We start from the raw sequence: 21,487 nt of genomic DNA on the forward strand, positions 1-21,487 counted from the left end.
TGCTCCGGGTGCTGTCGCCGTCTTCGGCGAGGGCGTCCTGCTGTTCGGCCGCGGCATCGTTGCCGGCGGGGTGGTGGGGGGTGTCTGTGTCGTGTTCGTATTCGAGGGTGTCGTCCCCGGTCTCGCCGGGTGCGGTATCCGTCAGCTCGTCGTCGACCGTGTCGATGTGGTCGGCGGTGGTGGTGCCGGCAATCACGCCGGAACCTTCATCTTCATCCGCATCCGCCGGGTCGCCGGACTCGCTTCCGGCTTCGTGGCCTGCCTGTCTATCGGCGGCCTCATCGCCCGCCTCGTCCTGCGCGACATCCGAATCGTTGGCCGCGATGTCGCCGTCGACCTCAGTACCGCCGTCCGCGGCGATCCCGCCCACGGCGCGCTCGCCCCCGAACTCGAACTGCGGTTCCAGCTCGCCGAAATCCTTGAGTTCGGACAGCGGCGGCAGCGCATCCAGGCGCTTGAGGCCGAAGTAATCGAGGAAGGCCCTGGTGGTGCCCAGCAGCTCCGGCCGGCCCGGCATGTCGCGATGGCCGACCACGCGGATCCACTCGCGCTCCTCCAGCGCCTTGATGATGTTGCTGTTGGTCGCCACGCCGCGCACCTGCTCGATCTCGCCGCGGGTGATCGGCTGGCGGTAGGCGATCAGCGCCAGCGTTTCGAGCGTGGCGCGGGTGTACTTGACCTGGCGCTCGGTCCACAGCCGGGCCACCCATGCATGCACGTCGGCCTTGACCTGGTAGCGCCAGCCCGAGGCGACCTCGACCAGTTCCACGCCGCGCTCGGCGCATTGCGCCTGCAGCACTTCGAGCGCGGACTGGATGCTGCCGTCCGGCGCCGGCTCGTCGAGCGGGAACAGCCCGGCAAGCTGGACGACCGTCAGCGGCTGGCTGGATGCCAGCAGCGCGGCCTCGACGATGCGGTTGATGAGCGATTGATCCATCGGCTGTCGGTTGTGTGTGGTTGTGTGTCGGGTGGGTCTTGCTGCGGCGTCCCTTGCGGGCGACGCGTCATGGTGCGGATCCGGGGCCGGGTCGTTGGCGTAGCGGCGGGCAGCTGCCATGGCCGCCCCTTGCTCAGCCGTCGGATCCCTCCGCCGGCTCATCGTCGAACTCGCTGGAGAACTCCAGCGGTTCGTCGGCCGCGCGGCCGGCGGCGAGCGACTTCACGTAGATCGGCGCCAGCGGGGCGTCCTGCACCACGTCCAGCAGTTGTTCCTTGGCCAGCTCCAGCACCGAAAGGAAGGTGACCACCACGCCGGGGCGGCCCTCGTTCGGGTCGAACAGCGCCTCGAAGCGGTGGAACGCGCCGTCCTCCAGCTTGCCCAGCAGCTCGCCCATGCGCTGGCGCACGCTCAGCGCGTCGCGACGGATCTCGTGGCTGGTGAGCAGCTCGGCGCGCTTGAGCACATCGTGCAGCGCCAGCAGCATCTCGCGCAGCTCCACCGGTGGCGGCGCCCTGACCGCGGCCCGGTCCGGCACGAAGGCCGTCGCGGGTGCGGTGTCGCGCTCCATGCGCGGCAGGGTGTCCAGGTCTTCCGCCGCCTGCTTGAAACGCTCGTACTCCTGCAGCCGACGCACCAGGTCCGCGCGCGGATCGCCCTCGTCGATCTCCTCGCTGGGCGGCCGCGGCAGCAGCATCCGTGACTTGATCTCGGCCAGGATCGCGGCCATCACCAGGTACTCGGCCGCCAGCTCGAAGCGCAGATCCTGCATCACCCCGATGTAGTCGACGTACTGGCGCGTGATCTCCGCGACCGGGATGTCGAGGATGTCCACGTTCTGGCGGCGGATCAGGTACAGCAGCAGGTCGAGCGGGCCTTCGAAGGCCTCGAGGATCACCTCCAGCGCATCGGGCGGGATGTACAGGTCCTGTGGGATCTGCAGCACGGGCTGGCCGTGCACCACCGCCAGCGGCATTTCCTGCTGCTGCGGATGTGCTTGCGCCTGCGCGGCGTTGTCCTGGGCGGGTTGGCTCATTCGGGGTGCGGCCCCCTCCGGGCCGTCTTGCGTAGCGGGTGGTGCAAGGCCGGCGAACGGCCAAGTGCTGCACGTGCGGGCGGGCTACCCGGCATGCAGGGGTCCGAACACCAGCACTGGTCAAAGCGTCTTGCGACCGGGCGCCACGTGCAGGCCATGCCGGAAACCGGCAGGAAACTGCGAAGGGGGCGTCGGGTCTGGCCGAAGGGTCGCGACTATGCGTCCTTGAGCGACGTGAGCGGCGTTCGGCTGCGGAACCTTGGGCCTAGGGTAAGCGCAGGGCGTGCGGGCTGTCCAGCGATGATGGCGGCTAGAATCAGCGGCGGTCAGGCTGGAGCACGCACATGTGGTACGCGATCGAGGGACATGACGGCGAAGCGGTGCTGGACAGGCGCATGGCCGCGCGGGAGCGGCACCTGGCGCGGCTGACCGCGCTGCGCGACGAGGGCCGGCTGCTGCTGGCCGGGCCGTGCCCGGCGATCGACGCGGAGGATCCGGGGCCGGCCGGCTTCAGCGGCAGCATCGTGATCGCCGAGTTCGAATCGCTCGAGGACGCGCGCACGTGGGCGCAGGCCGACCCCTACGTCGAGGCGGGCGTCTACGTACGGGTGGACGTGCGTCCGTTCCGGCCGGTACTGCCGCAGCCGGCCACGTAGCCGCCGCGCGCGATGCTGCGGCGTGCCATGCGCGCCTCGCTGGAAACGTTTACATTCGGCCAACTCCCGCGTATTCCGGCCGACGCCATGATTGCTTCGCGCTCGCTGACGATGCGTATCGTCCCCGTCCTGACCGGCCTGCTGGCGATTGCGATGGCCATCCCGGGGGCCTGGGCCGCGCCCGCGCCGGCACAGACGTCGGCCGGCGACCTGGCCGCCGAGCGGGCTTTCGTCGATGCGCTGATGGCCCGGATGACCCTGGCCGAGAAGCTCGGCCAGCTCAACCAGCCGCCGGGCGTGGGCAACAACACCGGCCCGGCGGCGATGTCGGGCAGCGAGGACCAGGTGCGGCAGGGCCAGATCGGTTCCTGGCTTGGCACCCACGGCGCCGCGCTGACCTGCAGGATGCAGCGGATCGCAGTGGAGGATTCGCGGCTGGGCATCCCGCTGCTGTTCGCCTACGACGTGATCCACGGCATGCGCACGATCTTCCCGGTGCCGCTGGGCGAGGCCTCGAGCTTCGACCCCGACGAAGTGCGCAACGCCGCGCGCGTGGCCGCGATCGAGGCCACTGCGCACGGCGTGCACTGGACCTATGCGCCGATGGTGGACATCGCGCGCGACCCGCGCTGGGGCCGCGTCGTCGAAGGCGCAGGCGAGGATCCCTACCTGGGCTCGGTGCTGGCCGCGGCCCGCGTGCGCGGCTTCCAGGGCGATGACCTGGCCGCAGCCGACACGATGCTCGCCACCGCCAAGCATTTCGTCGGCTATGGCGCGGCCGAGGGCGGACGCGACTACGACGTGGCCGACATCTCCGAGCGCACGCTGCACGAGGTCTACCTGCCGCCGTTCAAGGCTGCGATCGACGCCGGCGCGCAGTCGATCATGGCCAGCTTCAACGAGGTCGCCGGCGTGCCGATGCACGCCCACAAGCCGCTGATCCAGGATCTGCTGCGCGGCCAGTGGGGCTGGAATGGGCTGCTGGTCAGCGACTACACAGGCGTGATGGAGTTGATGCCGCACGGCGTGGCCGGCACCCGCGAGGAGGCGGGCCGGCTGGGCCTGCGCGCCGGTGTGGACGTGGACATGGTCAGTGCGATCTACCTCAAGGACCTGCCCGCTGCGGTCGAAGCCGGGCGCGTGCCGCTGGCCGAGGTCGACGCCTCGGTGCGGCGGGTGCTCAATGCCAAGTTCCGGCTTGGGTTGTTCGAGGATCCGTATCGCTACTGCAAGGACAGCGCCCGGCAGCAGGCGCTGACGCTCACGCCGGAGCATCGCGCGGCCGCGCGCCGCATGGCGCAGAAGTCGATGGTGCTGCTGGAGAACGAAGACGACGTGCTGCCGCTGCCCAAATCGCTGCGCTCGCTGGCGGTGATTGGGCCGCTGGCCAACGAGCCCTGGGCGATGCTCGGCAACTGGGTCGGGATCGGCCGGCCCGAGGATGCGGTGACGCCGCTGGCCGCGCTGCGCGAGACCATCGGCGGGCAGACGAAGCTGATCGTCGCGAAGGGCGCGGCGATCGATGACGATGACCGGTCGGGCTTCGACGCGGCTATGCGCGCCGCGCGCCAGGCCGACGCGGTGGTGATGTTCCTTGGCGAGCATCCGGAGATGAGCGCCGAGGCCAACAACCGTAGTTCGCTCGATCTGCCGGGCGTGCAGGAGCAGCTTGCGCTGGCGGTGGCCGCGACCGGCAAGCCGATGGTCGTGGTGCTGCTCAACGGCCGGCCGCTGTCGACCGGTGCGCTGCAGGGCAGGGTGCCGGCGATCCTGGAGGCCTGGTTCCCCGGCATCGAGGGCGGCAACGCCATCGTCGACCTGCTGTTTGGCGACGTGAATCCTTCGGGCAAGTTGCCGGTGACGGTGCCGCGCAACGTCGGCCAGGTGCCGATCTATCACGCGCGCCGCAACACCGGGCGCCCGCCGGCGAAGGACAACAAGTTCAGCAGCAAGTACATCGACGTGCCGTGGACGCCGCTGTATCCGTTTGGACATGGGCTCAGCTACACCAGCTTCGAGTACGGCACGCCGCAGGTCGCGGACGCGAAGGTGGCCGTCGGCGAACCACGCCAGCAGGTCCATGTGCGAGTGACCAACACGGGCCAGCGCGCCGGCACCGAGGTCGTGCAGCTGTATGTGCGCGACGACGTGGCCAGCGTGACCCGTCCGGTGCGCGAGCTGCGCGGCTTCCAACGCGTCGACCTGCAGCCGGGCGAGTCGCGCGACGTCGAGTTCACGCTTGGATTCGATGATCTGTCGCTGTACGACGCGCAGATGCAGCGCGTGGTGGAGCCCGGCACATTCACGGTGTTCACGGGCGGCAGCTCGGATGCGGCGCAGTCGGCGCGCTTCGAAGTGGTGGCGCCGTGAGCGTCACGATCAAGGACGTGGCACGACACGCGAACGTGTCGGTGGCGACTGTTTCGCGTGCGTTGAATGGCCACCCCAACGTGGCCGAAGACGTGCGCCAGCGCATCCTGGCCGTGGCCGAGCAGCTGCGCTACAGCCCGCACCACGCCGCCCGCAGCCTGAGCAGTCGACGCACCCAGACCATCGGCGTGGTGCTGCCCGACCTGTACGGCGAGTTCTTTTCCGAGCTCATGCGCGGCATCGACCAGGTCGCGCGCGAGCGCGGCCTGCATCTGCTGGTGTCGAGCTACCACGGCAACCCGCAGCAGCAGGGCGCCGCGCTGCGCACCATGCGCGGGCGCGTGGACGGCCTGCTGCTGATGTCGCCCTTCGTCGCCGGCGCCGAAGCCCTGGCCGCCGACCTGCCACCGATGCCCGTGGTGCTGATGAACCCGGCGCTGGCCGCTGCCGGGCATGCGTCGATCGGCGTCGACAACCACGGCGGCGCGATGGCGATGATGCGCCACCTGCTCGCGGCCGGGCACCGGCGCATCGCCTTCATCGCGGGGCCAGAAGACAACTTCGACGCTTGCGAGCGCCTGCGCGGCTATCGCGACGCGCTCGCGCAGGGCGCGCCGGGGATCGATCCGTGGATATTGCCCGGCGACTTCGACGAGGCCTCCGGACACGACGCCGGGCAGGCACTGCTTGAAAGCGCGCAGCGTCCCGACGCGGTGTTCGCCGCCAACGACATGATGGCGCTGGGCTGTCTGTTCGCGCTGAACGAAGGTGGCCTGCGCGTGCCGGACGACATCGCGCTTGCGGGTTTCGACGACATTCCCCTTTCGCGCTATGTACACCCGCCCTTAACGACCATGCGTGTCGAGATCGCCGCGCTTGGTGCGCGGGCCATCCAGCTGTTGTTGGAAGCTGAGTCCGGTGCGGCGGCTCTCGCGGTGTCGCCGGAGCTGTTGCAGCCACGCCTGGTGGTCCGCAAGTCGAGCCGGGTGCCAGGGACTACCGGATGAGGTGATCAAAGCAGTCGCCCGTCCGTTGCTGGAGTTGAAAACGACGCTGCAAAGCCCGCGTCATCCCCCGTTTCAACGACGAAAGGACCGCCCTGGGAGGGGCATCAAGATGAAGCGCAAGCCCTGTTTCCCGTCACGCACGCTGGAACGCAGCCTGCTCAGCGCGGCCCTTGCCGGCTTGTTGCTGTCGGCCCCCGCATTCGCCCAGTCCACCGCAGCCACCATCCGTGGCGAGGTGATGGTCGACTCCACGCCTGCCGCGCAGGCGCAGGTCACCGCCACCAATCTCGCCACCGGCCTGACCCGCAGCGTGCAGACCGGCGCCAAGGGCAGCTACAACCTCGTCGGCCTGCCGCCGGGCACCTATCGCATCGACGTCAACGCCAACGGCCAGGCGAGCTCGCAGAACGTCACCGTGGCGGTCGGCCAGACCGCGACCCTCGATCTCGGCGTCGGCGGCGTTGCCGAGACCGGCCGGGTAGGCGAGGCGACTGACCTGGACGCGGTGGTGGTGACCGCGCAGGCGCTCGTGGAGACCAGGACCTCGGAGGTGGCCACGTACGTATCGCAGAAGCAGATCGAATCCTTGCCCCAGGGAACCCGCAACTTCCTGGCATTCGCCGACACCGTGCCGGGGATGCAGTTCACGCAGGGCGGCGACGGCTCGACGCGGCTGCGGTCGGGCGCGCAGACCGCCAATGCGATCAACGTGTTCATCGATGGCGTCGGCCAGAAGAACTACGTGCTGGCCGGTGGCGTCAGCGGCCAGGATTCGACCCGGGGCAATCCATTCCCGCAGTCGGCCATTGGTGAGTACAAGGTCATCACCTCGAACTACAAGGCCGAATTCGACCAGCTGAGCAGCGCGGCCATCGTGGCCGCGACGCGATCGGGATCCAACGAGTTCGGCGGCAGTTTTTTCTGGGATCGGACCAGCACGGACTGGCGGGCGGCCTCGGAGTCCGAGAACGAGAGCGGCGAGAAGGCGGAATTCAAGGAAGAGCAGTACGGCGCTTCGTTCGAAGGCCCGATCATCCGGGACCGCCTGCATTTCTTCCTGGCCTACGAGGCAAAGGAGTACATGTCGCCGCGCGTCGTGACGCCGGGGCAGGGCTTTGAAAGCCGCGTGGAGGAGCTGCCGGCCGCACTGCAGCCACTGGTGGGCACGTTCAGCTCGCCGTTCAAGCAGGACATGTTCTTCGGCAAGCTCACATGGACGCCGGGCGACGCCCATCTGGTCGAACTCACCACGAAGATCCGCGAGGAGGACGAGCTCGGCAACTTCGACGGCACCCGCACTGCGCAGTACGGCAGCCTGAAGGAGAACACCGACAAGCGTTTCGACCTGCGCTACCAGTACAGCGCCGAGCGCTTCCTCAACGACATGCATGTGACGTACGAGGACGCGTTCTGGCGGCCGCGCCCGGCCACGCTTGCGCCGGGCTACATCCTGACGACCAGCAACCCGGACAATGTCATCCTGCAGGCGGGCGGCGGGCCCGATTACCAGGACAAGGGGCAGAAGGGCATCGCCATCCAGAACGATTTCACGTTCTACGCCGGTGCCCACACGATCAAGGCGGGGGTCAAGTTCAAGGACATCGAGATCAGTTCCCTGCAGCAGGACCCCTACAACCCGCAGTTCCGCTACGACATCGGCCAGAGCCTCACCGTCCCCTTCCAGGTCCGCTTCGGCGCTCCGCTGGCCGGCGACGGAACGGGCAGCATCACCACGTCCGGCAAGCAGTACGGCCTCTATATCCAGGACGACTGGGAGGTCAACGAGAAGCTGACGCTCAACCTCGGCATCCGCTGGGACTACGAGACCAATCCGGCCTATACCGACTACGTCACGCCAGGCGACTTCGTCACCGCCCTGCAGAGCTGGCCCAACATCAATGCGCCGGGCTCGGGCATCGCGGTGGGTGACTACATCAGCACGGGATCCGAGCGCAGCAACTTCAAGGATGCCTGGCAGCCGAGGGTCGGGTTCTCCTACGATCTCCAAGGCGACCAGCGCCACGTCATCTTCGGCGGCGCCGGCCGTGCCTACGACCGGAACCTGTTCTCGCAGCTGGCGCTCGAGTCGATCCGCTACACGTTCCCGCCCTATACCTTTTCGTTCGATGCGCCCGGGCACCCCTGCGATCCGACGGCGCCGAGCTGCCTGGCATGGGACCCGGCGTACTACGACCCGGAGGCGCTGTACGCGCTCACCGCGGCCAATCCGAACCTTGGCGCCGAACGCTACATCCTGCACAACGATCTCAAGACACCGTACTCCGACCAGTTCAGCATTGGCATGCGCAATGCGCTGGGCGACTGGATGACGGAAGTCACGCTGTCCCGCATCGAAAGCCACGACGGACTCGTGTTCCACCTCGGCAACCGCCGGCCCGGGGGTGACTTTTTCGCGCCCGGCACTACGTGGGGGCAGCCCTGGGACGACGGCGCGTTCGGTGTGCCGGGCTTTGGTCGCCTGATCATCGGTACCAACGGCATCGAGACCCACGCCAACACCCTGGCCATCAAGTTCGACAAGCCCTATACGGAGAACTCCGGATGGGGCGTCACCGTGGCCTACACGTACACGGATGCCGAGCAGAATGCGGACACCACGTCCGGCGGGGCGTTCCGGTATCCGGACCTGGGCTACTACGGGTGGGTGCCGACCGAAGGCGTGCCGGAACACAGGCTGGTGGCCACCGGCATCTACGATGCCCCGTGGGGCATCGTGCTGTCCGGCAAGGTTTCCCTGGCTACTCCCAGCCCGCGATACGGCGACAACTGCCTGCCCGGCTGGGACGACTGCTACTTCGACTACTACACGCCCGACGACACGCTGGGATTCAAGCAGGTCGACCTCGCGGCGAGCAAGACGTGGGACACGGGCACGGATCTGTCGTTTTACGTGCGGGGCGACGTGTTGAACGTGTTCAACTGGGTCAACTACGATGGCCGCAATGACTGGTTCGGGGAGCCCGGTAACCCAAATCCCAACCTTGGCCAGCCAAACAGCCAGCTGCTGCCGACCCGAACTTTCAAGCTGTCGTTCGGTCTGAACTGGTGATCTTGCCCGCGGGTGGTCGCCCAGGCGGCCGCCCGGCCCAACAGCGCGCCGCCGGCGCTCTCGGAGTTGTTTGACAGCCATGCGATCCAGCTCTGTTCCGAGGGGCCGACCCTTATGGTCGATCGCAGTGGCATTGCTCCTGCTCGCCGCCTGCCAGCGCGAAGCGCCGCAGCCGGCCGAGTCCGCGGTCGCGCCGCCCAAGCCCGGCCCCATCCCGCAGGTGGTGCTGCCCGAGCCGGATCCGCGCACCGAGGAGCCGCCGGGTCCGCCGGAGCTGCCGCCGCTGTTCCGCGACATCGAGCGGCGCACGTTCCAGTTCTTCTGGGACACCTCCAGCGAGGTCAACGGACTGACGCCCGACCGGTTTCCGTCGCGCCCCTTCGCGAGCATTGCGTCGGTCGGCTTCTCGCTCACCGCCTATCCGATCGGCATCGAGAACGGCTGGGTCAGCCGCACCCAGGCGGTGGACCGTACCCTGACCACGCTTCAGTTCCTGGACGGTGCGCGGATGGGGCCACAGGCCACCGGGCGCAGCGGCCACAAGGGGTTTTTCTACCATTTCCTCGACATGCAGAGCGGGGCGCGCTACGCCCCGTGGGTGGAGCTGTCGAGCGTGGACACCGGCCTGCTGATCATGGGCGTGCTGTTCGCGCAGTCGTACTACACGGGCGATGACCCGCGCGAGGTCGAGATCCGCAAGCTTGCCGACAGCATCTACGCGCGCATCGAATGGCCGTGGCTGCAGCAGCGCGCGCCGCTGATCTCGATGGGCTGGTATCCCGAAAGCGGCTTCATCAGCCATGACTGGCGTGGCTACAACGAGGCGATGCTGGTCTACATCCTCGCGCTCGGCTCGCCGACGCATCCCATCGAGCCGGATGCGTGGGAGGCGTGGACGCGCACATACGAGCGTGACTGGGGCGTTTTCCAGGGCCAGGAGTACCTGAGCTTCGGCCCGCACTTCGGCCACCAGTACACGCACGTGTGGGTCGACTTCCGCGGCATCCGCGACGAATACATGAAAAACCGCGGCATCGACTACTTCGAGAACAGCCGCCGCGCGACCTACGCCCAACGCGCCTACGCGATCGAGAACCCGATGGGCTGGGACGATTACGGCCCCAACATCTGGGGCCTGACCGCCAGCGACGGGCCGCAGCGCACCTCGCAGCAGTTCAAGGGCGATCAGCGCGAATTCCGCCACTACAGTGCGCGGGGTGCGGGCCTGTCGGACCATTTCGACGATGGCACGATCGCACCGACCGCGTCGATCGGCTCGATCGCCTTCGCGCCCGAGATCGTGATTCCCGCCACCGAGGAGCTGTACGAGCGCTACGGCGAGTACCTGTATTCCAGCTACGGTTTCCTCGATGCGGTCAACCCGAGCTTCAAGTACGACGTGCCGCTCAAGACCGGGCGCCTCGTCCCCGGACGTGGCTGGGTGGCCAGCGACTACATCGGCATCGACCAGGGGCCGATCCTCACCATGATCGCCAACTACCGCAACGAATTCGTGTGGAAGGTGATGCGCGAGAACGCGCACATCCGCAAGGGACTGGAGCGCGCCGGCTTCACCGGCGGCTGGCTGGCGCCTCCGGGCGAACCGACGACCTCGGGCGAGCCGGATCCGGAAGCTGCGGCGGCCAGCGACATCGGCATGGCGCAGTCACGCCCGCATGACGAGGAGAAACCGCCAGCGGAGGCGAGGGCTTCGGATCCGCCGCAATAGTGTCTGCGACAATGCAGGTCGCCGCAGTCACGCCCGCGAACAGACCGATGCGCCCCCGTTTCCTCATGCTGCTGCCGCTGTTGCTGTGCCTCGTGTTGACCGCCTGTGCGCGCGACGAGGGCACCACCACGATCCGCTTCTGGGCGATGGGCCGGGAAGCGGAGGTGGTGGCGGAGCTGCTGCGCGAGTTCGAGCACGAACATCCGGGCATCCGCGTGGAGCTGCAGCAGGTGCCGTGGACCGCCGCGCACGAAAAGCTGCTGACCGCGTTCGCGGCGGACGGGCTGCCCGACATCTGCCAGCTCGGCAACACCTGGATCGCCGAGTTCGCGACGCTCGATGCGCTCGAGCCGGTGCAGGGCAGGGTGGACGCATCCCGGATCATCGACCAGGACGACTACTTCCCCGGCATCTGGGCCACCAACGTCGTCGATGGCGTGCTGTACGGCGTGCCCTGGTATGTCGACACGCGCCTGCTGTTCTATCGCAAGGACCTGCTGGCGGAGGCTGGCATCGCCGCGCCACCGCGCACCTGGGTCGAGTGGGAGCGGGCGATGGAGGCCATCGTCCGCACCGGCCCGCCCGGACGGCATGCGGTGCTGCTGCCGGTCAACGAGTTCGAGCCGCAGCTGTCGCTGGCGTTGCAGACGGGCGAGCCGCTGCTCCGCGACGACAACGGGCGCGGCAATTTCAGCGGTCCCGGTTTCCGCAAGGCGCTTGCCTTCTACGCCGGCATCTTCGAGCGCGGCTGGGCGCCGGCGGTATCGGACACGCAGATCTCCAACGTGTGGGATGAGTTTTTCCGCGGTTCCTACGCGTTCTACCTGTCGGGGCCCTGGAACATCCGCGAGTTCCGCGATCGCCAGCCGCCGGAGCTGGCCGACGCCTGGGGCACGATGCCGCTGCCGGGGCCCGACGGGCCCGGCGCGGGCATCGCCGGCGGCACCAGCCTGGTGCTGTTCCGCTCGTCCGAGCGCAAGGATGCCGCCTGGAAGCTGGTCGAGTTCCTGTCGCGCCCGGACATCCAGCAGCGCTTCCACGGCATGATCGGCGACCTGCCGCCGCGTCGCAGCACCTGGGAGCATCCGGCGCTGGCCGAGGACGAGTTGTCGCGTGCATTCCGCGAACAGCTCGAGCGGGTGCGCCCGACCCCGCAGGTGCTGGAGTGGGAGCGCATTGCGCAGGAGATGCGGCTGGCGACCGAGCGCGTGGTGCGCGGCGGACAGTCGCAGGACGCGGCGGTGACGGAACTAGATGCGCGTGTGGATGCGATCCTGGAGAAGCGGCGCTGGGTGCGCGACCAGGAGCGCATGGAATGATGTCCGGTCCGAACGCGCGGCTGGCGGCCTGGACGTTCGTGACGCCGGCGCTGATCGTGCTCGGCGTGTTCTTCGGACTGCCGGTGGTCGCCGCGCTGCTGCTCAGCCTCACCGACTTCGATCTCTATGCGCTGGCCGACCCGGCCAATCTGCGCTTCGTCGCGCTGGGCAACTATCTCGACCTGTTGCGCACGCCGATGTTCTGGAAGGCGCTGGGCAACACCACCTACTTCGTCGCGGTGGGCGTGCCGCTGTCGATCGCCGTCTCGCTGGGTGCGGCGCTGCTGCTCAACTCGCCGCTGGCGCGCATGCGCGCGCTGTTCCGCACCGCGCTGTTCGCGCCGGTGGTGACGACGCTGGTCGCGGTGGCGGTGATCTGGCGCTACCTGTTCCACACCGGCTACGGGCTGGTGAACTGGGCGCTGGGGCACGTCGGCATCGCGCCGGTCGACTGGCTGGGAGACCCGCGCTGGGCGATGCCGACGATCATGCTGTTCGCGGTGTGGAAGAACTTCGGCTACAACATGGTGATCTTCCTGGCCGGGTTGCAGGCGATCCCGCAGGACCTGTACGAGGCTGCGCGCATGGATGGTGCCTCGCGCTGGCGCCAGTTCCTGCACATCACCCTGCCGCAGCTGGGGCCGGTGCTGCTGGTGGTAGGCGTGATCACGGTCTCCGGCTACTTCCAGCTGTTTGCCGAGCCCTATGTCATGACCCGCGGCGATCCGCTGCAGAGCACGGTCAGCGTGCTGTACTACATGTTCGAGGAAGGCTTCAAATGGTGGAACCTGGGCCGCGCCTCGGCGGTGGCCTTCCTGCTCTTCCTGGTCATCCTGGGCGTGACCGCGCTGCTGCTGCGCGCCGGGCGCAAGCGAGGCCTGGTATGAGCCGGATCGGCCATTCCCGCTGGCGGGCGCTGCAGGTCAACGGCGCGCTGCTCGTGCTGGCCGTGCTCAGCCTGGCGCCGCTGCTGTGGATGCTGTCGGTTTCGTTCATGCCGCGCGGCGGGGCCAGCCATTTCCCGCCGCCGTTGCTGCCATCGGCAGCCACGCTCGACAGCTATCGCGCGCTGTTCGCGACGACCGGCATCGGCCGCAACTTCGCCAACAGCCTGCTGATCTCGGCCGCGATCACCGCGCTGTCTCTGCTGGTCAACACCATGGCCGGCTACGCCTTCGCCAAGCTGCGCTTCGCCGGCCGCGAGCGCATCTTCCAGCTGCTGCTGGCGGCGCTGGTGGTGCCGGCGCAGGTGGCGATGCTGCCGCTGTTCCTGCTGATGAAGCAGCTGGGGCTGGTCAACAGCTACTGGGGCGTCATCCTTCCCGGCATGGCGACGGTGTTCGGCATCTTCCTGGTGCGCCAGTACGCGCGCAGCATCCCCGACGCGCTGATCGAGGCCGCGCGCATCGATGGCGCCGGCGAGCTGCGCATCTTCTTCCAGATCGTGCTGCCGATGCTCAAGCCGGTGCTGGCGACGCTGGCGATCTTCACGTTCATGGCCGCGTGGAACGATTTCATGTGGCCGCTGATCGTGTTGACCGACCAGCAGCACTACACGCTCCCGGTCGCGCTCGCGTCGCTGTCGCGCGAACACATCATGGACGTGGAGATGATGATGGCCGGCGCAGTGGTGACCGTGCTGCCGGTGCTGCTGCTGTTCCTGCTGCTGCAGCGCTACTACATCCAGGGGTTGCTGCTGGGGAGTGTAAAAGGCTGATGAGAAGTCCCTGCAAGTGGAGCGCTGCCGGGGCGCTGGCGATGGTGCTGGCCTTGCCGATCTCCGCAGGCGCGCAGCCAGCCATGCACGTCGAGCCGTTCGCAGAACCCCCGCGCCTGCTCGACGGTTTCGAGGATGCCTCGGCCTGGCGCGTGGTGACCTCCGACCAGGTCAGCGGCAGCCTGCGCATGGTCGCGGGCGAGCAGGGCAGCGCGCTGTGCCTGGACTACGACTTCAACGGCGTGTCGGGCCACGCCGGCATCCAGCGCGACCTGGCGATGGAGTACCCGGGCAACTACCGCTATTCGTTCCAGCTGCGTGGGGATTCGCCGGACAACGACCTGCAGTTCAAGCTGGTCGACGCGAGCGGCGACAACGTCTGGTGGGTGAACCGGCCGCGCTACGACTTCCCGCGGCAGTGGACTCCCGTGCAGTACCGGCGCCGCCATATCGACAAGGCCTGGGGACCGGAACCGGACCCGGTCCTGCGCAGCAGCGCGAAGCTCGAGTTCACGATCTACAACAATGCGGGCGGGCGCGGCAGCGTGTGCTTCGACACGCTGACGTTCGAGGCGCTGGCGCCAGAGGACCACAGCCCGCTGGCGGCCACGGCAGTGGCGACGGCCGGTGACGCGGCGCTTGCCGTCGACGGCAGGATCGCCAGCGCATGGAGCGCCGATGTCTTGGCGTTGCCGCAGCGGCTGGTGCTTGACCTGGGTAGCGTGCGCGAGTTCGGCGGGCTGCGTTTGCGCTGGGACAGCGGCGCGCATGCATCGCGTTACCGGGTCGGGCTGTCGGATGACGGCCTGGCCTGGCGCGACGTGCGCCGCGTGGAGCAGGGTAATGGCGGCGATGACTGGATCGCGTTGCCGGAGTCGGAAGCGCGCTACATCGCGTTTGATTTCATCGACGGTCCCGGCCGCCGCTTCGCGCTGGCCGAGGTGACCGTCGAGCCGCTGGCGTTCGCGGCCACGCCCAACGACTTCATCGGCTCGATCGCCGCGCAGGCGCGCAAGGGGCTGTTTCCGCGCGGCTTCAGCGGCGAGCAGCCGTACTGGACCATTCTCGGCCTCGATGGCGGCACCCAGCAGGGCTTGATCGGCGAGGACGGCGCGATCGAGGTCGCGCGCGGTGGCTTCAGCATCGAGCCCTTCGTGCTCGTCGACGGCGCGTTGGCGACCTGGAACGACGTGCGCACGCGCCAGTCGCTGCAGGACGGCTACCTGCCGATCCCATCGGTGCACTGGGCGCGCGAGGATCTGCAGCTCGACATCACCGCGTTTGCGCACGGCGAACCCGCCGACTCGCGCCTGGTCGCGCGCTATCGCCTGACCAACCCGGGTGGCACCGCGCGCGATTACACACTGGCGCTGGCGGTGCAGCCGTTCCAGGTGAATCCGCCGAGCCAGTTCCTCAATACCCGAGGCGGCGTCAGCCCGATCCGCGCGCTGTCCGTCGACGGCGGCACGGTGTCGGTGGAGGGACGGCCCAGGGTGTTCGCCAAGCAGCTGCCCGGCGCCGCGTTCGTCTCCGGCTTCGACGCGGGCATGGCGGTCACGCACCTGGCCGCGCGCCGCGCGCCTGCGGCAAAGAGCGTCGTGGACGACACGGGACTGGCCAGCGGCGCGCTGCTGTACCGGATGCGGCTGGCGCCGTGGGAGACGCGCACCATCGACATCATGGTGCCGATGACCGGCACCGCGGCGCTCGCGCGCCGCTGGTGGGATGCGGGGCAACTGCAGGACGAGACCGCGGCGCTGTGGCGCGAGCGGCTCGATCGCGTGGTGCTGCAGGTACCGCCGCAGGGACAGGCGCTGGCCGATACGCTGCGCACCTCGCTGGCGCACATGCTGATCTCGCGCGTCGGCCCGCGCCTGCAGCCGGGGACGCGTTCGTATTCGCGCAGCTGGATCCGCGACGGCGCGATGATCTCCGAGGGCCTGTTGCGCATGGGCCGGCCCGAGGTGGTGCGCGAGTACGTCGAGTGGTACGCGCCGTTCCAGTTCGAGAGCGGCAAGGTGCCGTGTTGCGTCGACGACCGCGGCAGCGATCCGGTGCCGGAGAACGACAGCCACGGCCAGCTGATCTTCAATATTGCCGAATACTGGCGCTACAGCGGTGACCAGGTGTTCCTGGAGAAGATGTGGCCGCATGTCGAAGCCGCCTGGCGCTACATGGAGCAGCTGCGCCTGTCCGAGCGCACCGCCGCCAACCGCCGCCTCAACCGAGCCTTCTACGGGATGATGCCGGCCTCGATCAGCCACGAGGGCTACTCGGCCAAGCCGATGCATTCGTACTGGGACAATTTCTGGGCGCTGCGCGGGTACAAGGATGCGGTGCAGATCGCCGAAGCACTGGGCCGCGATGAGGACGCGCGACGGATGGCAGCCTCCCGCGACCAGTTCCATGGCGACCTGATGGATTCGCTGCGCGCCGCGGCCAGGCTCCACGACATCGACTTCCTGCCCGGCGCGGCCGAGCTGGGCGACTTCGACCCGACTTCGACCACGATCGCGCTGGCGCCCGGCGGCGAGCTGGACCGGCTGCCGCAGGACCTGCTGCACAACACCTTCGAGCAGTACTGGGAGCGCTTCGTGGCGCGGCGCGACGGGACGCTGAAGTGGAAGGACTACACCCCCTACGAATGGCGCAACGTCGGCGCGTTCGTGCGCCTGGGCTGGCGCGGGCGGGCGCAGGAGGCGGTTGACTGGTTCTTCGCCGACCGCGCGCCGCCGGCCTGGAACCAGTGGGGCGAGGTGGTCTCGCGCACGCCGCGCAAGCCGTTCTTCCTCGGCGACCTGCCGCATGCCTGGGTGGCCTCGGACTTCGTGCGCTCGGCGCTGGACATGTTCGCCTACGCCCGCGAGCGCGACGACAGCCTGGTACTCGCCGCTGGCGTGCCCGCCGAATGGCTCGATGGCGCTGGCGTGGGGATCTCCGGCCTGCGTACCGCGTCGGGCACGCTGGCCTATCGCCTGCGGCGCGACGGCGAGGGACTGTTGCTGGAAGTGGATGACACCGGCCTGCAGCTGCCGGCAGGCGGGCTGGTACTTCCCTGGCCGCTGGCGGGGGAACCGGCCGGGGTGACGGTCGAGTCTGGCGAGGCCGGCCTCGATGGATCCGAGCTGAGGGTGAGGGCGCTGCCTGCGCGCGTGCGTGTCGAGGCACGGCGGTAGAGGGCTTGGCACCCGGACGCAGGAGGTATGCCTGTGCCCTGTGCGCGGCATGCGGCGGACTCGCTGCCGCTTCGAAAGATCCCTCGCTGCGCTCGGGATGACAGGCGCAACACTCGGAGTGTCAGGCGCAACACTCGGAGTGGCAGGACAGCGACCTCGCGGCGCCGACACGCTTGCCATCCCGAACGCAGTGAGGGATCTGACGGTCGCTTCGCGTCAAGGTGTGTAGCCTGCCGTGCGAAGCTTGCCCACCTCGAGCGCATGCCCACTTCACCCGCACAACCGTTTCCGATCTGGCCGCTGCCAGTCGCAATCGCGGTCCTGTTCACCGGCGCCGCGCACCTGGGTCTGTGGCTGTCGATCCGTGACGGCTACATCGAAGCCTGCGTGCCGGTGCTGGAAGGCTGCACGTCGATCAGCCGCGCGGCGCGCCATGGTCTTGCCAACCACATATTCCGGCTGCTGGTGCTGCCCTGTGCGCTGCTGGTGGGCGTGCACTGGTGGATGGTGGCGCGCTGGCTCGGACGTGGCTGGCGCGACGTGGCCTGGCTTGGTGCCATCGCCGCGCTCGCGCTGGCGGTATATGCGACCTTCCTCGGCACCGATGGCGAGGCCTACCGCTTCCTGCGCCGCTACGGCGTGGTGTGCTTCTTCGGCTTCGGCTTTCTCGCGCAGCTGCGGTTCCTGCACGGTGCGGTTCGCGGCACGGAGACTCGCCGGATCATCCGCGCGATGACGGTGGTCAGCGCGCTGATGCTGCTGCTCGGCGTGGGCAACGTCGCGGCGACGGCCGTGGTCGACGATGCCTGGCTGAAGGACCGGATCGAGAACGCGCTGGAATGGCAGCTGGGCTGGCTGCTGGCCGCCTGGTACCTGCTGCACGCGGCCTGGTGGCGGCGCGTGCGCGCGAAACTGGTACTCGAGTAACGAGGCAGCGGTTCCGGCGCGCCGCGTTATGCGCGCGCCTGGGCGATGATCGCGGCTGCCTTCGCCGCGCTTTCGCGCACCTTGTTCCACTCGCCGGCGGCCAGCCAGTCCTTCGGCACCATCCACGAGCCGCCGATGCAGAGCACGTTGGGCTGCGCCAGGAACTCGCCGGCGTTGGCTTCGCTGATGCCGCCGGTGGGGCAGAGCTTCAGTCCGGCGAGCGGACCGGCCAGGCCCTTGAGCATCGCCAGTCCACCGACCGCGTTGGCCGGGAACAGCTTGCAGCAGCGAAAGCCGTGCGCCATCAGCTGCAGGAACTCGGTCGGCGTGGCGCCGCCGGGTACCGCCGGGATCGATGCTCGAGCCAGCGCTTCGGCCAGCGGCGCAGGCGTACCCGGCGTGACCAGGAAGTCGGCGCCGGCGTCGACCGACTGGCGGATGTGCTCTTCGGTCAGCACGGTGCCAGCGCCGATCACGATGTGCGGCAGTTCCTTCTTCAGCGTCGCCAGCGTTTCCAGCGCGGCGGGCGTGCGCAGGGTCAGCTCGAGCGAGGTCAGTCCGCCTTCCAGCAGGGCCTCGGCGATGCGGCGGCCCTGGTCGACGCTGTCGACGGTGATGACGGGCAGGATGCCGGCCTCACGCAGGAACTGTTCGGCGCGGTTCTGGAGGGATTCGATGGTCATGGGCGGATGGCTGTCCGGATGGCGGGGACGGGCGATGGGTGTTTTCGGTGGAGCGGGCATCGGGACTCGTCGCTGAAGGGCAGATCCCTCGCTGCGCTCGGGATGACAGTCATTGTCAGGATGAGAATCCGTTATCGCGATGGAACCCGGCACCGGGATAATTGCTTCGGTGTTCGGGGTCCCGGCCTCTCAAGCGTCGCGATGCTCGTGAGGCGCCAGCGCGGCCGCCTTCGGGTCGTCGCCCAGCTGGTATTCCTGGTCGTACTCCCACTGGCCGCCGTCGCGCGCAGGCGGGCCGCAGGAGATCGAGAGCGCGCCCTGGTCGGCAGGCGAGACCATCGCGCGGTTGAAGGCGAACAGGTTGCGGCCGATGTCCCAGGCGCAGTGCGAGGTGTCGGGCGCGATGTCGCGCTCGGCCCATTCGCCGGCGTCGACCAGCGCCTCGAGGGTGCCGGCCTCGCCGTCCAGGCGCAGCATGTCGCCCTCGCGCAGGCGCGCGATCGGGCCGCCGCGCGCGGCTTCGGGGGTGAGATGGATGGCCGCGGGAATCTTGCCCGAGGCGCCCGACAGGCGTCCGTCGGTCACCAGCGCCACGCGCCGGCCCTGGTTCTGCAGCATGCCCAGCAGCGGCGCCAGCGAGTGCAACTCCGGCATGCCCTTGGCCTTGGGTCCCTGGTAGCGGACCACGGCGATGAAATCGCGCGGCAGCGCGCCGGCCGCGTGCAGGCGATTGAGCGCGCGCGGGTCGTCGACCACGACGGCGGGCGCCTCGATGGTGCGGAACTCGGGCTTCACCGCCGAGAGCTTGATCAGCGAACGGCCCAGGTTGCCGCGCAGCAGCCGCAGGCCGCCTTGTGCCTCGAACGGCGCGGATGCCGGACGCACCACGTCCTCGTCGCCGCTTGCGGCCGGGGCCGGAACGAAACCGAGCGTGCCGCCTGCGAGCGTGGGTTCCTCGCACCAGGCGCGCATGCCGCCAGGCAGGACGGTTTCGACGTCGCCATGCATCAGGCCGGCGTCGAGCAGTTCGCGGAACACGAAGCCGATCCCGCCCGCGGCCTGGAAGCGGTTCACGTCGGCGTCGCCGTTGGGGTACACGCGGGCCAGCAGCGGCACCACCTGCGACAGCGCATCCAGATCGTCCCAGGTGAGCAGGATGCCGGCCGCGCGGGCGACCGCCGGCCAGTGGATGGTGTGGTTGGTCGAACCGGCGGTCGCCATCAGTGCGACCATCGCGTTGACGATGGCGCGCTCGTCGATCAGGCGCCCGAGCGGACGGTAGTCGTCGCCCAGCCCGGAAATCTCGAGCGCGCGTTCGGTGGCCGCCAGGGTCAGCGCCTCGCGCACCGCGGTTTCGGGATTGGCGAACGACCCCGGCAGCTGCACGCCCATGGCCTCGAGCAGCACCTGGTTGGAGTTGGCGGTGCCGTAGAAGGTGCAGGTGCCAGGCGAGTGGTAGGACGAGGACTCGGCTTCCAGCAGTTCCTCGCGCGTGGCCTCGCCGGCGGCGTAGCGCTCGCGCACTTCGGCCTTCTTCTTGTTCGGGATGCCCGGCGTCATCGGCCCGGCCGGGATGAACACCGCCGGCAGGTGGCCGAAGGCCAGCGCGCCGATCAGCAGGCCGGGCACGATCTTGTCGCAGATGCCCAGGTGCACGGTGCTGTCGAACATGTCGTGCGAGAGCGCGATCGCCGTGCCCTGCGCGATCACGTCGCGCGAGAACAACGACAGTTCCATGCCTGCGCGGCCCTGGGTGACGCCGTCGCACATCGCCGGCACGCCGCCGGCGACCTGCGCGGTTGCGCCCAGGCGGCTTGCGTGGGCGCGGATCAGGCCGGGGTAAGGCTCGTAGGGCTGGTGCGCCGAGAGCATGTCGTTGTAGGCGGTGACGATGCCGAGGTTGGGCGAAACCCCGCCGCGCAGGCGCGACTTGTCCGAGGGGCCGCAGGCGGCGAAGGCGTGGGCGAGGTTGCCGCAGCTCAGGCGCGAGCGGCTGGGGCCGGCCGCCCGCATCGCCTCGATGCCGGCCAGATAGGCCGCGCGCGAGGCGCTGCTGCGCTGGCGGATGCGTTCGGTGACGTCGTGCAGTACGGGATGCAGGTTCATGGGCTCATTGCTGTGCGTGTCTGTGGGGTCGCGACCGCGGGTCACGGGCACCAGTGGATGTGCAGGGGCGCGCCCGGGGTCAGGAACGCGATGCGCGCGGGGTATTCGAGCGGATCGTCGCCGCCAAGCACGCGCTCGAGCAGCTTGCGCTTGCTCTCGCCGCGGATCAGCAGCAGGCGGGTGTGCGCCGGCGCCAGGCCGGCCGGCGTCAGGCTGATCCGGCGCAGGAACTTGCCCGCACCCGCGCAGCCGGTCGCGTCGACCGACACGTAGGGCGCACGCGCCTGCAGCGCCGCTTCCAGGTGCTGCATGCGCGGGAACAGCGAGGCGGTATGGCCGTCCTCGCCCATGCCCAGCACGACCACGCCCGGTGGCGCCTGCGCATGCAGGTTGGCGGCGTTGACGGCTTCCTCGATGCTGCGCCCGGGGCGGGTGATGTTCTCGAAGCGCGCATTGGCGGCGCGGTCGTGCAGCAGCGATTCGCGGATCAGGCGGGAATTGCTGTCGGGGTCGTCGGGCAGCAGCCAGCGCTCGTCGACCAGGGCGACATCCACTCGCTCCCAGTCCAGCGGCGCCTTGGCCAGCGCCTCGTAGACCGGTGCCGGAGTGCTGCCGCCAGACAGCAGCAGGCGCGTCCGCGGCTTGGCCTGCAGTTCGCGCGACAGGACCGATGAGATCGCGACGGCCGCCCCCCAGGTCCATTGGGTGGCCGATTCGTAGGCGTGCATATGCACGTTTGGCGCCGGCGCGGACT

General features: G+C 69.0%; 14 protein-coding genes and 1 pseudogene. 10 read left to right on the forward strand and 5 right to left on the reverse strand.

What is annotated here, in order from left to right; genetic code table 11:
- Window positions 1–34: 34 nt before the first annotated feature.
- Both scpB and ACW5DW_RS05970 read right to left on the reverse strand, forming a co-directional pair.
- Window positions 35–937: pseudogene (gene scpB / locus ACW5DW_RS05965) on the reverse strand (SMC-Scp complex subunit ScpB); the annotation flags it as partial.
- Window positions 938–1,070: 133 nt separating this feature from the next.
- Window positions 1,071–1,973, reverse strand: coding sequence for a segregation and condensation protein A (locus ACW5DW_RS05970; protein WP_457017840.1), 903 nt, complete (start codon window positions 1,971–1,973; stop codon window positions 1,071–1,073).
- A 344-nt stretch (window positions 1,974–2,317) separates the two neighbouring features.
- On the opposite strand from ACW5DW_RS05970, the gene ACW5DW_RS05975 reads away from it, so the two are divergent.
- The 10 genes from ACW5DW_RS05975 to ACW5DW_RS06020 all read left to right on the forward strand — a co-directional run bounded on the left by ACW5DW_RS05975 (window position 2,318) and on the right by ACW5DW_RS06020 (window position 17,944).
- Window positions 2,318–2,629, forward strand: a complete 312-nt coding sequence (locus tag ACW5DW_RS05975) for a YciI family protein (RefSeq protein WP_457017841.1) — start codon at window positions 2,318–2,320, stop codon at window positions 2,627–2,629.
- Between the two features lie 111 nt (window positions 2,630–2,740).
- Window positions 2,741–4,999, forward strand: a complete 2,259-nt coding sequence (locus tag ACW5DW_RS05980) for a glycoside hydrolase family 3 N-terminal domain-containing protein (protein ID WP_457017842.1) — start codon at window positions 2,741–2,743, stop codon at window positions 4,997–4,999.
- Window positions 4,996–6,006 carry a LacI family DNA-binding transcriptional regulator gene (locus ACW5DW_RS05985; RefSeq protein WP_457017843.1) on the forward strand — a complete coding sequence of 337 codons (1,011 nt, stop codon included), beginning with the start codon at window positions 4,996–4,998 and terminating at the stop codon, window positions 6,004–6,006. Before ACW5DW_RS05980 ends, ACW5DW_RS05985 begins: the two co-directional genes overlap by 4 nt.
- Window positions 6,007–6,115: 109 nt before the next feature.
- A complete protein-coding gene (locus ACW5DW_RS05990; protein WP_457017844.1) occupies window positions 6,116–9,076 on the forward strand; it encodes a TonB-dependent receptor in 2,961 nt (986 codons plus the stop codon).
- 79 nt (window positions 9,077–9,155) lie between these two features.
- Entirely contained in the window at window positions 9,156–10,805 is a 1,650-nt protein-coding gene (locus ACW5DW_RS05995) for a glucoamylase family protein (protein ID WP_457017845.1), read from the forward strand.
- 47 nt (window positions 10,806–10,852) lie between these two features.
- Window positions 10,853–12,124: a sugar ABC transporter substrate-binding protein gene (locus tag ACW5DW_RS06000; RefSeq protein WP_457017846.1), complete on the forward strand. Its 1,272-nt coding sequence runs from the start codon at window positions 10,853–10,855 to the stop codon at window positions 12,122–12,124.
- The gene (locus tag ACW5DW_RS06005; RefSeq protein WP_457017847.1) at window positions 12,124–13,011 is read left to right on the forward strand and encodes a carbohydrate ABC transporter permease; all 888 of its coding nucleotides are present in this window, start codon (window positions 12,124–12,126) and stop codon (window positions 13,009–13,011) included. The genes ACW5DW_RS06000 and ACW5DW_RS06005 overlap by 1 nt, the downstream gene beginning before the upstream one ends.
- A complete protein-coding gene (locus ACW5DW_RS06010; protein WP_457017849.1) occupies window positions 13,008–13,841 on the forward strand; it encodes a carbohydrate ABC transporter permease in 834 nt (277 codons plus the stop codon). Before ACW5DW_RS06005 ends, ACW5DW_RS06010 begins: the two co-directional genes overlap by 4 nt.
- 83 nt (window positions 13,842–13,924) lie before the next feature.
- Window positions 13,925–17,017 (forward strand): discoidin domain-containing protein, encoded by a 3,093-nt coding sequence (locus ACW5DW_RS06015; RefSeq protein WP_457018419.1) that lies wholly within the window; start codon window positions 13,925–13,927, stop codon window positions 17,015–17,017.
- A 261-nt stretch (window positions 17,018–17,278) separates the two neighbouring features.
- On the forward strand, window positions 17,279–17,944 hold the full coding sequence (locus ACW5DW_RS06020) for a hypothetical protein (protein WP_457017850.1): 666 nt from the start codon (window positions 17,279–17,281) through the stop codon (window positions 17,942–17,944).
- A gap of 26 nt (window positions 17,945–17,970) precedes the next feature.
- On the opposite strand, the gene ACW5DW_RS06025 is transcribed toward ACW5DW_RS06020, so the two are convergent.
- The 3 genes from ACW5DW_RS06025 to pgl all read right to left on the reverse strand — a co-directional run bounded on the left by ACW5DW_RS06025 (window position 17,971) and on the right by pgl (window position 21,461).
- Window positions 17,971–18,627 (reverse strand): bifunctional 4-hydroxy-2-oxoglutarate aldolase/2-dehydro-3-deoxy-phosphogluconate aldolase, encoded by a 657-nt coding sequence (locus ACW5DW_RS06025; RefSeq protein ID WP_457017851.1) that lies wholly within the window; start codon window positions 18,625–18,627, stop codon window positions 17,971–17,973.
- Window positions 18,628–18,816: 189 nt separating this feature from the next.
- The gene (edd, locus tag ACW5DW_RS06030; protein WP_457017852.1) at window positions 18,817–20,733 is read right to left on the reverse strand and encodes a phosphogluconate dehydratase; all 1,917 of its coding nucleotides are present in this window, start codon (window positions 20,731–20,733) and stop codon (window positions 18,817–18,819) included.
- Between the two features lie 41 nt (window positions 20,734–20,774).
- Window positions 20,775–21,461, reverse strand: coding sequence for a 6-phosphogluconolactonase (pgl, locus tag ACW5DW_RS06035; protein ID WP_457018421.1), 687 nt, complete (start codon window positions 21,459–21,461; stop codon window positions 20,775–20,777).
- Window positions 21,462–21,487 lie beyond the last annotated feature (26 nt).

It is taken from the genome of Luteimonas sp. A482 (assembly GCF_054072655.1).

Excerpts from the sequence above, each read along its gene's own strand:
- ACW5DW_RS05970 (WP_457017840.1), bottom strand. The coding sequence starts at position 1,973 with ATGAGCCAACCCGCCCAGGACAACGCCGCGCAGGCGCAAGCACATCCG.
- ACW5DW_RS05975 (WP_457017841.1), top strand. The coding sequence starts at position 2,318 with ATGTGGTACGCGATCGAGGGACATGACGGCGAAGCGGTGCTGGACAGG.
- ACW5DW_RS05980 (WP_457017842.1), top strand. The coding sequence starts at position 2,741 with ATGCGTATCGTCCCCGTCCTGACCGGCCTGCTGGCGATTGCGATGGCC.
- ACW5DW_RS05990 (WP_457017844.1), top strand. The coding sequence starts at position 6,116 with ATGAAGCGCAAGCCCTGTTTCCCGTCACGCACGCTGGAACGCAGCCTG.
- ACW5DW_RS05995 (WP_457017845.1), top strand. The coding sequence starts at position 9,156 with ATGCGATCCAGCTCTGTTCCGAGGGGCCGACCCTTATGGTCGATCGCA.
- ACW5DW_RS06000 (WP_457017846.1), top strand. The coding sequence starts at position 10,853 with ATGCGCCCCCGTTTCCTCATGCTGCTGCCGCTGTTGCTGTGCCTCGTG.
- ACW5DW_RS06005 (WP_457017847.1), top strand. The coding sequence starts at position 12,124 with ATGTCCGGTCCGAACGCGCGGCTGGCGGCCTGGACGTTCGTGACGCCG.
- ACW5DW_RS06010 (WP_457017849.1), top strand. The coding sequence starts at position 13,008 with ATGAGCCGGATCGGCCATTCCCGCTGGCGGGCGCTGCAGGTCAACGGC.
- ACW5DW_RS06015 (WP_457018419.1), top strand. The coding sequence starts at position 13,925 with ATGCACGTCGAGCCGTTCGCAGAACCCCCGCGCCTGCTCGACGGTTTC.
- ACW5DW_RS06020 (WP_457017850.1), top strand. The coding sequence starts at position 17,279 with ATGCCCACTTCACCCGCACAACCGTTTCCGATCTGGCCGCTGCCAGTC.
- ACW5DW_RS06025 (WP_457017851.1), bottom strand. The coding sequence starts at position 18,627 with ATGACCATCGAATCCCTCCAGAACCGCGCCGAACAGTTCCTGCGTGAG.
- edd (WP_457017852.1), bottom strand. The coding sequence starts at position 20,733 with ATGAACCTGCATCCCGTACTGCACGACGTCACCGAACGCATCCGCCAG.
- pgl (WP_457018421.1), bottom strand. The coding sequence starts at position 21,461 with ATGCACGCCTACGAATCGGCCACCCAATGGACCTGGGGGGCGGCCGTC.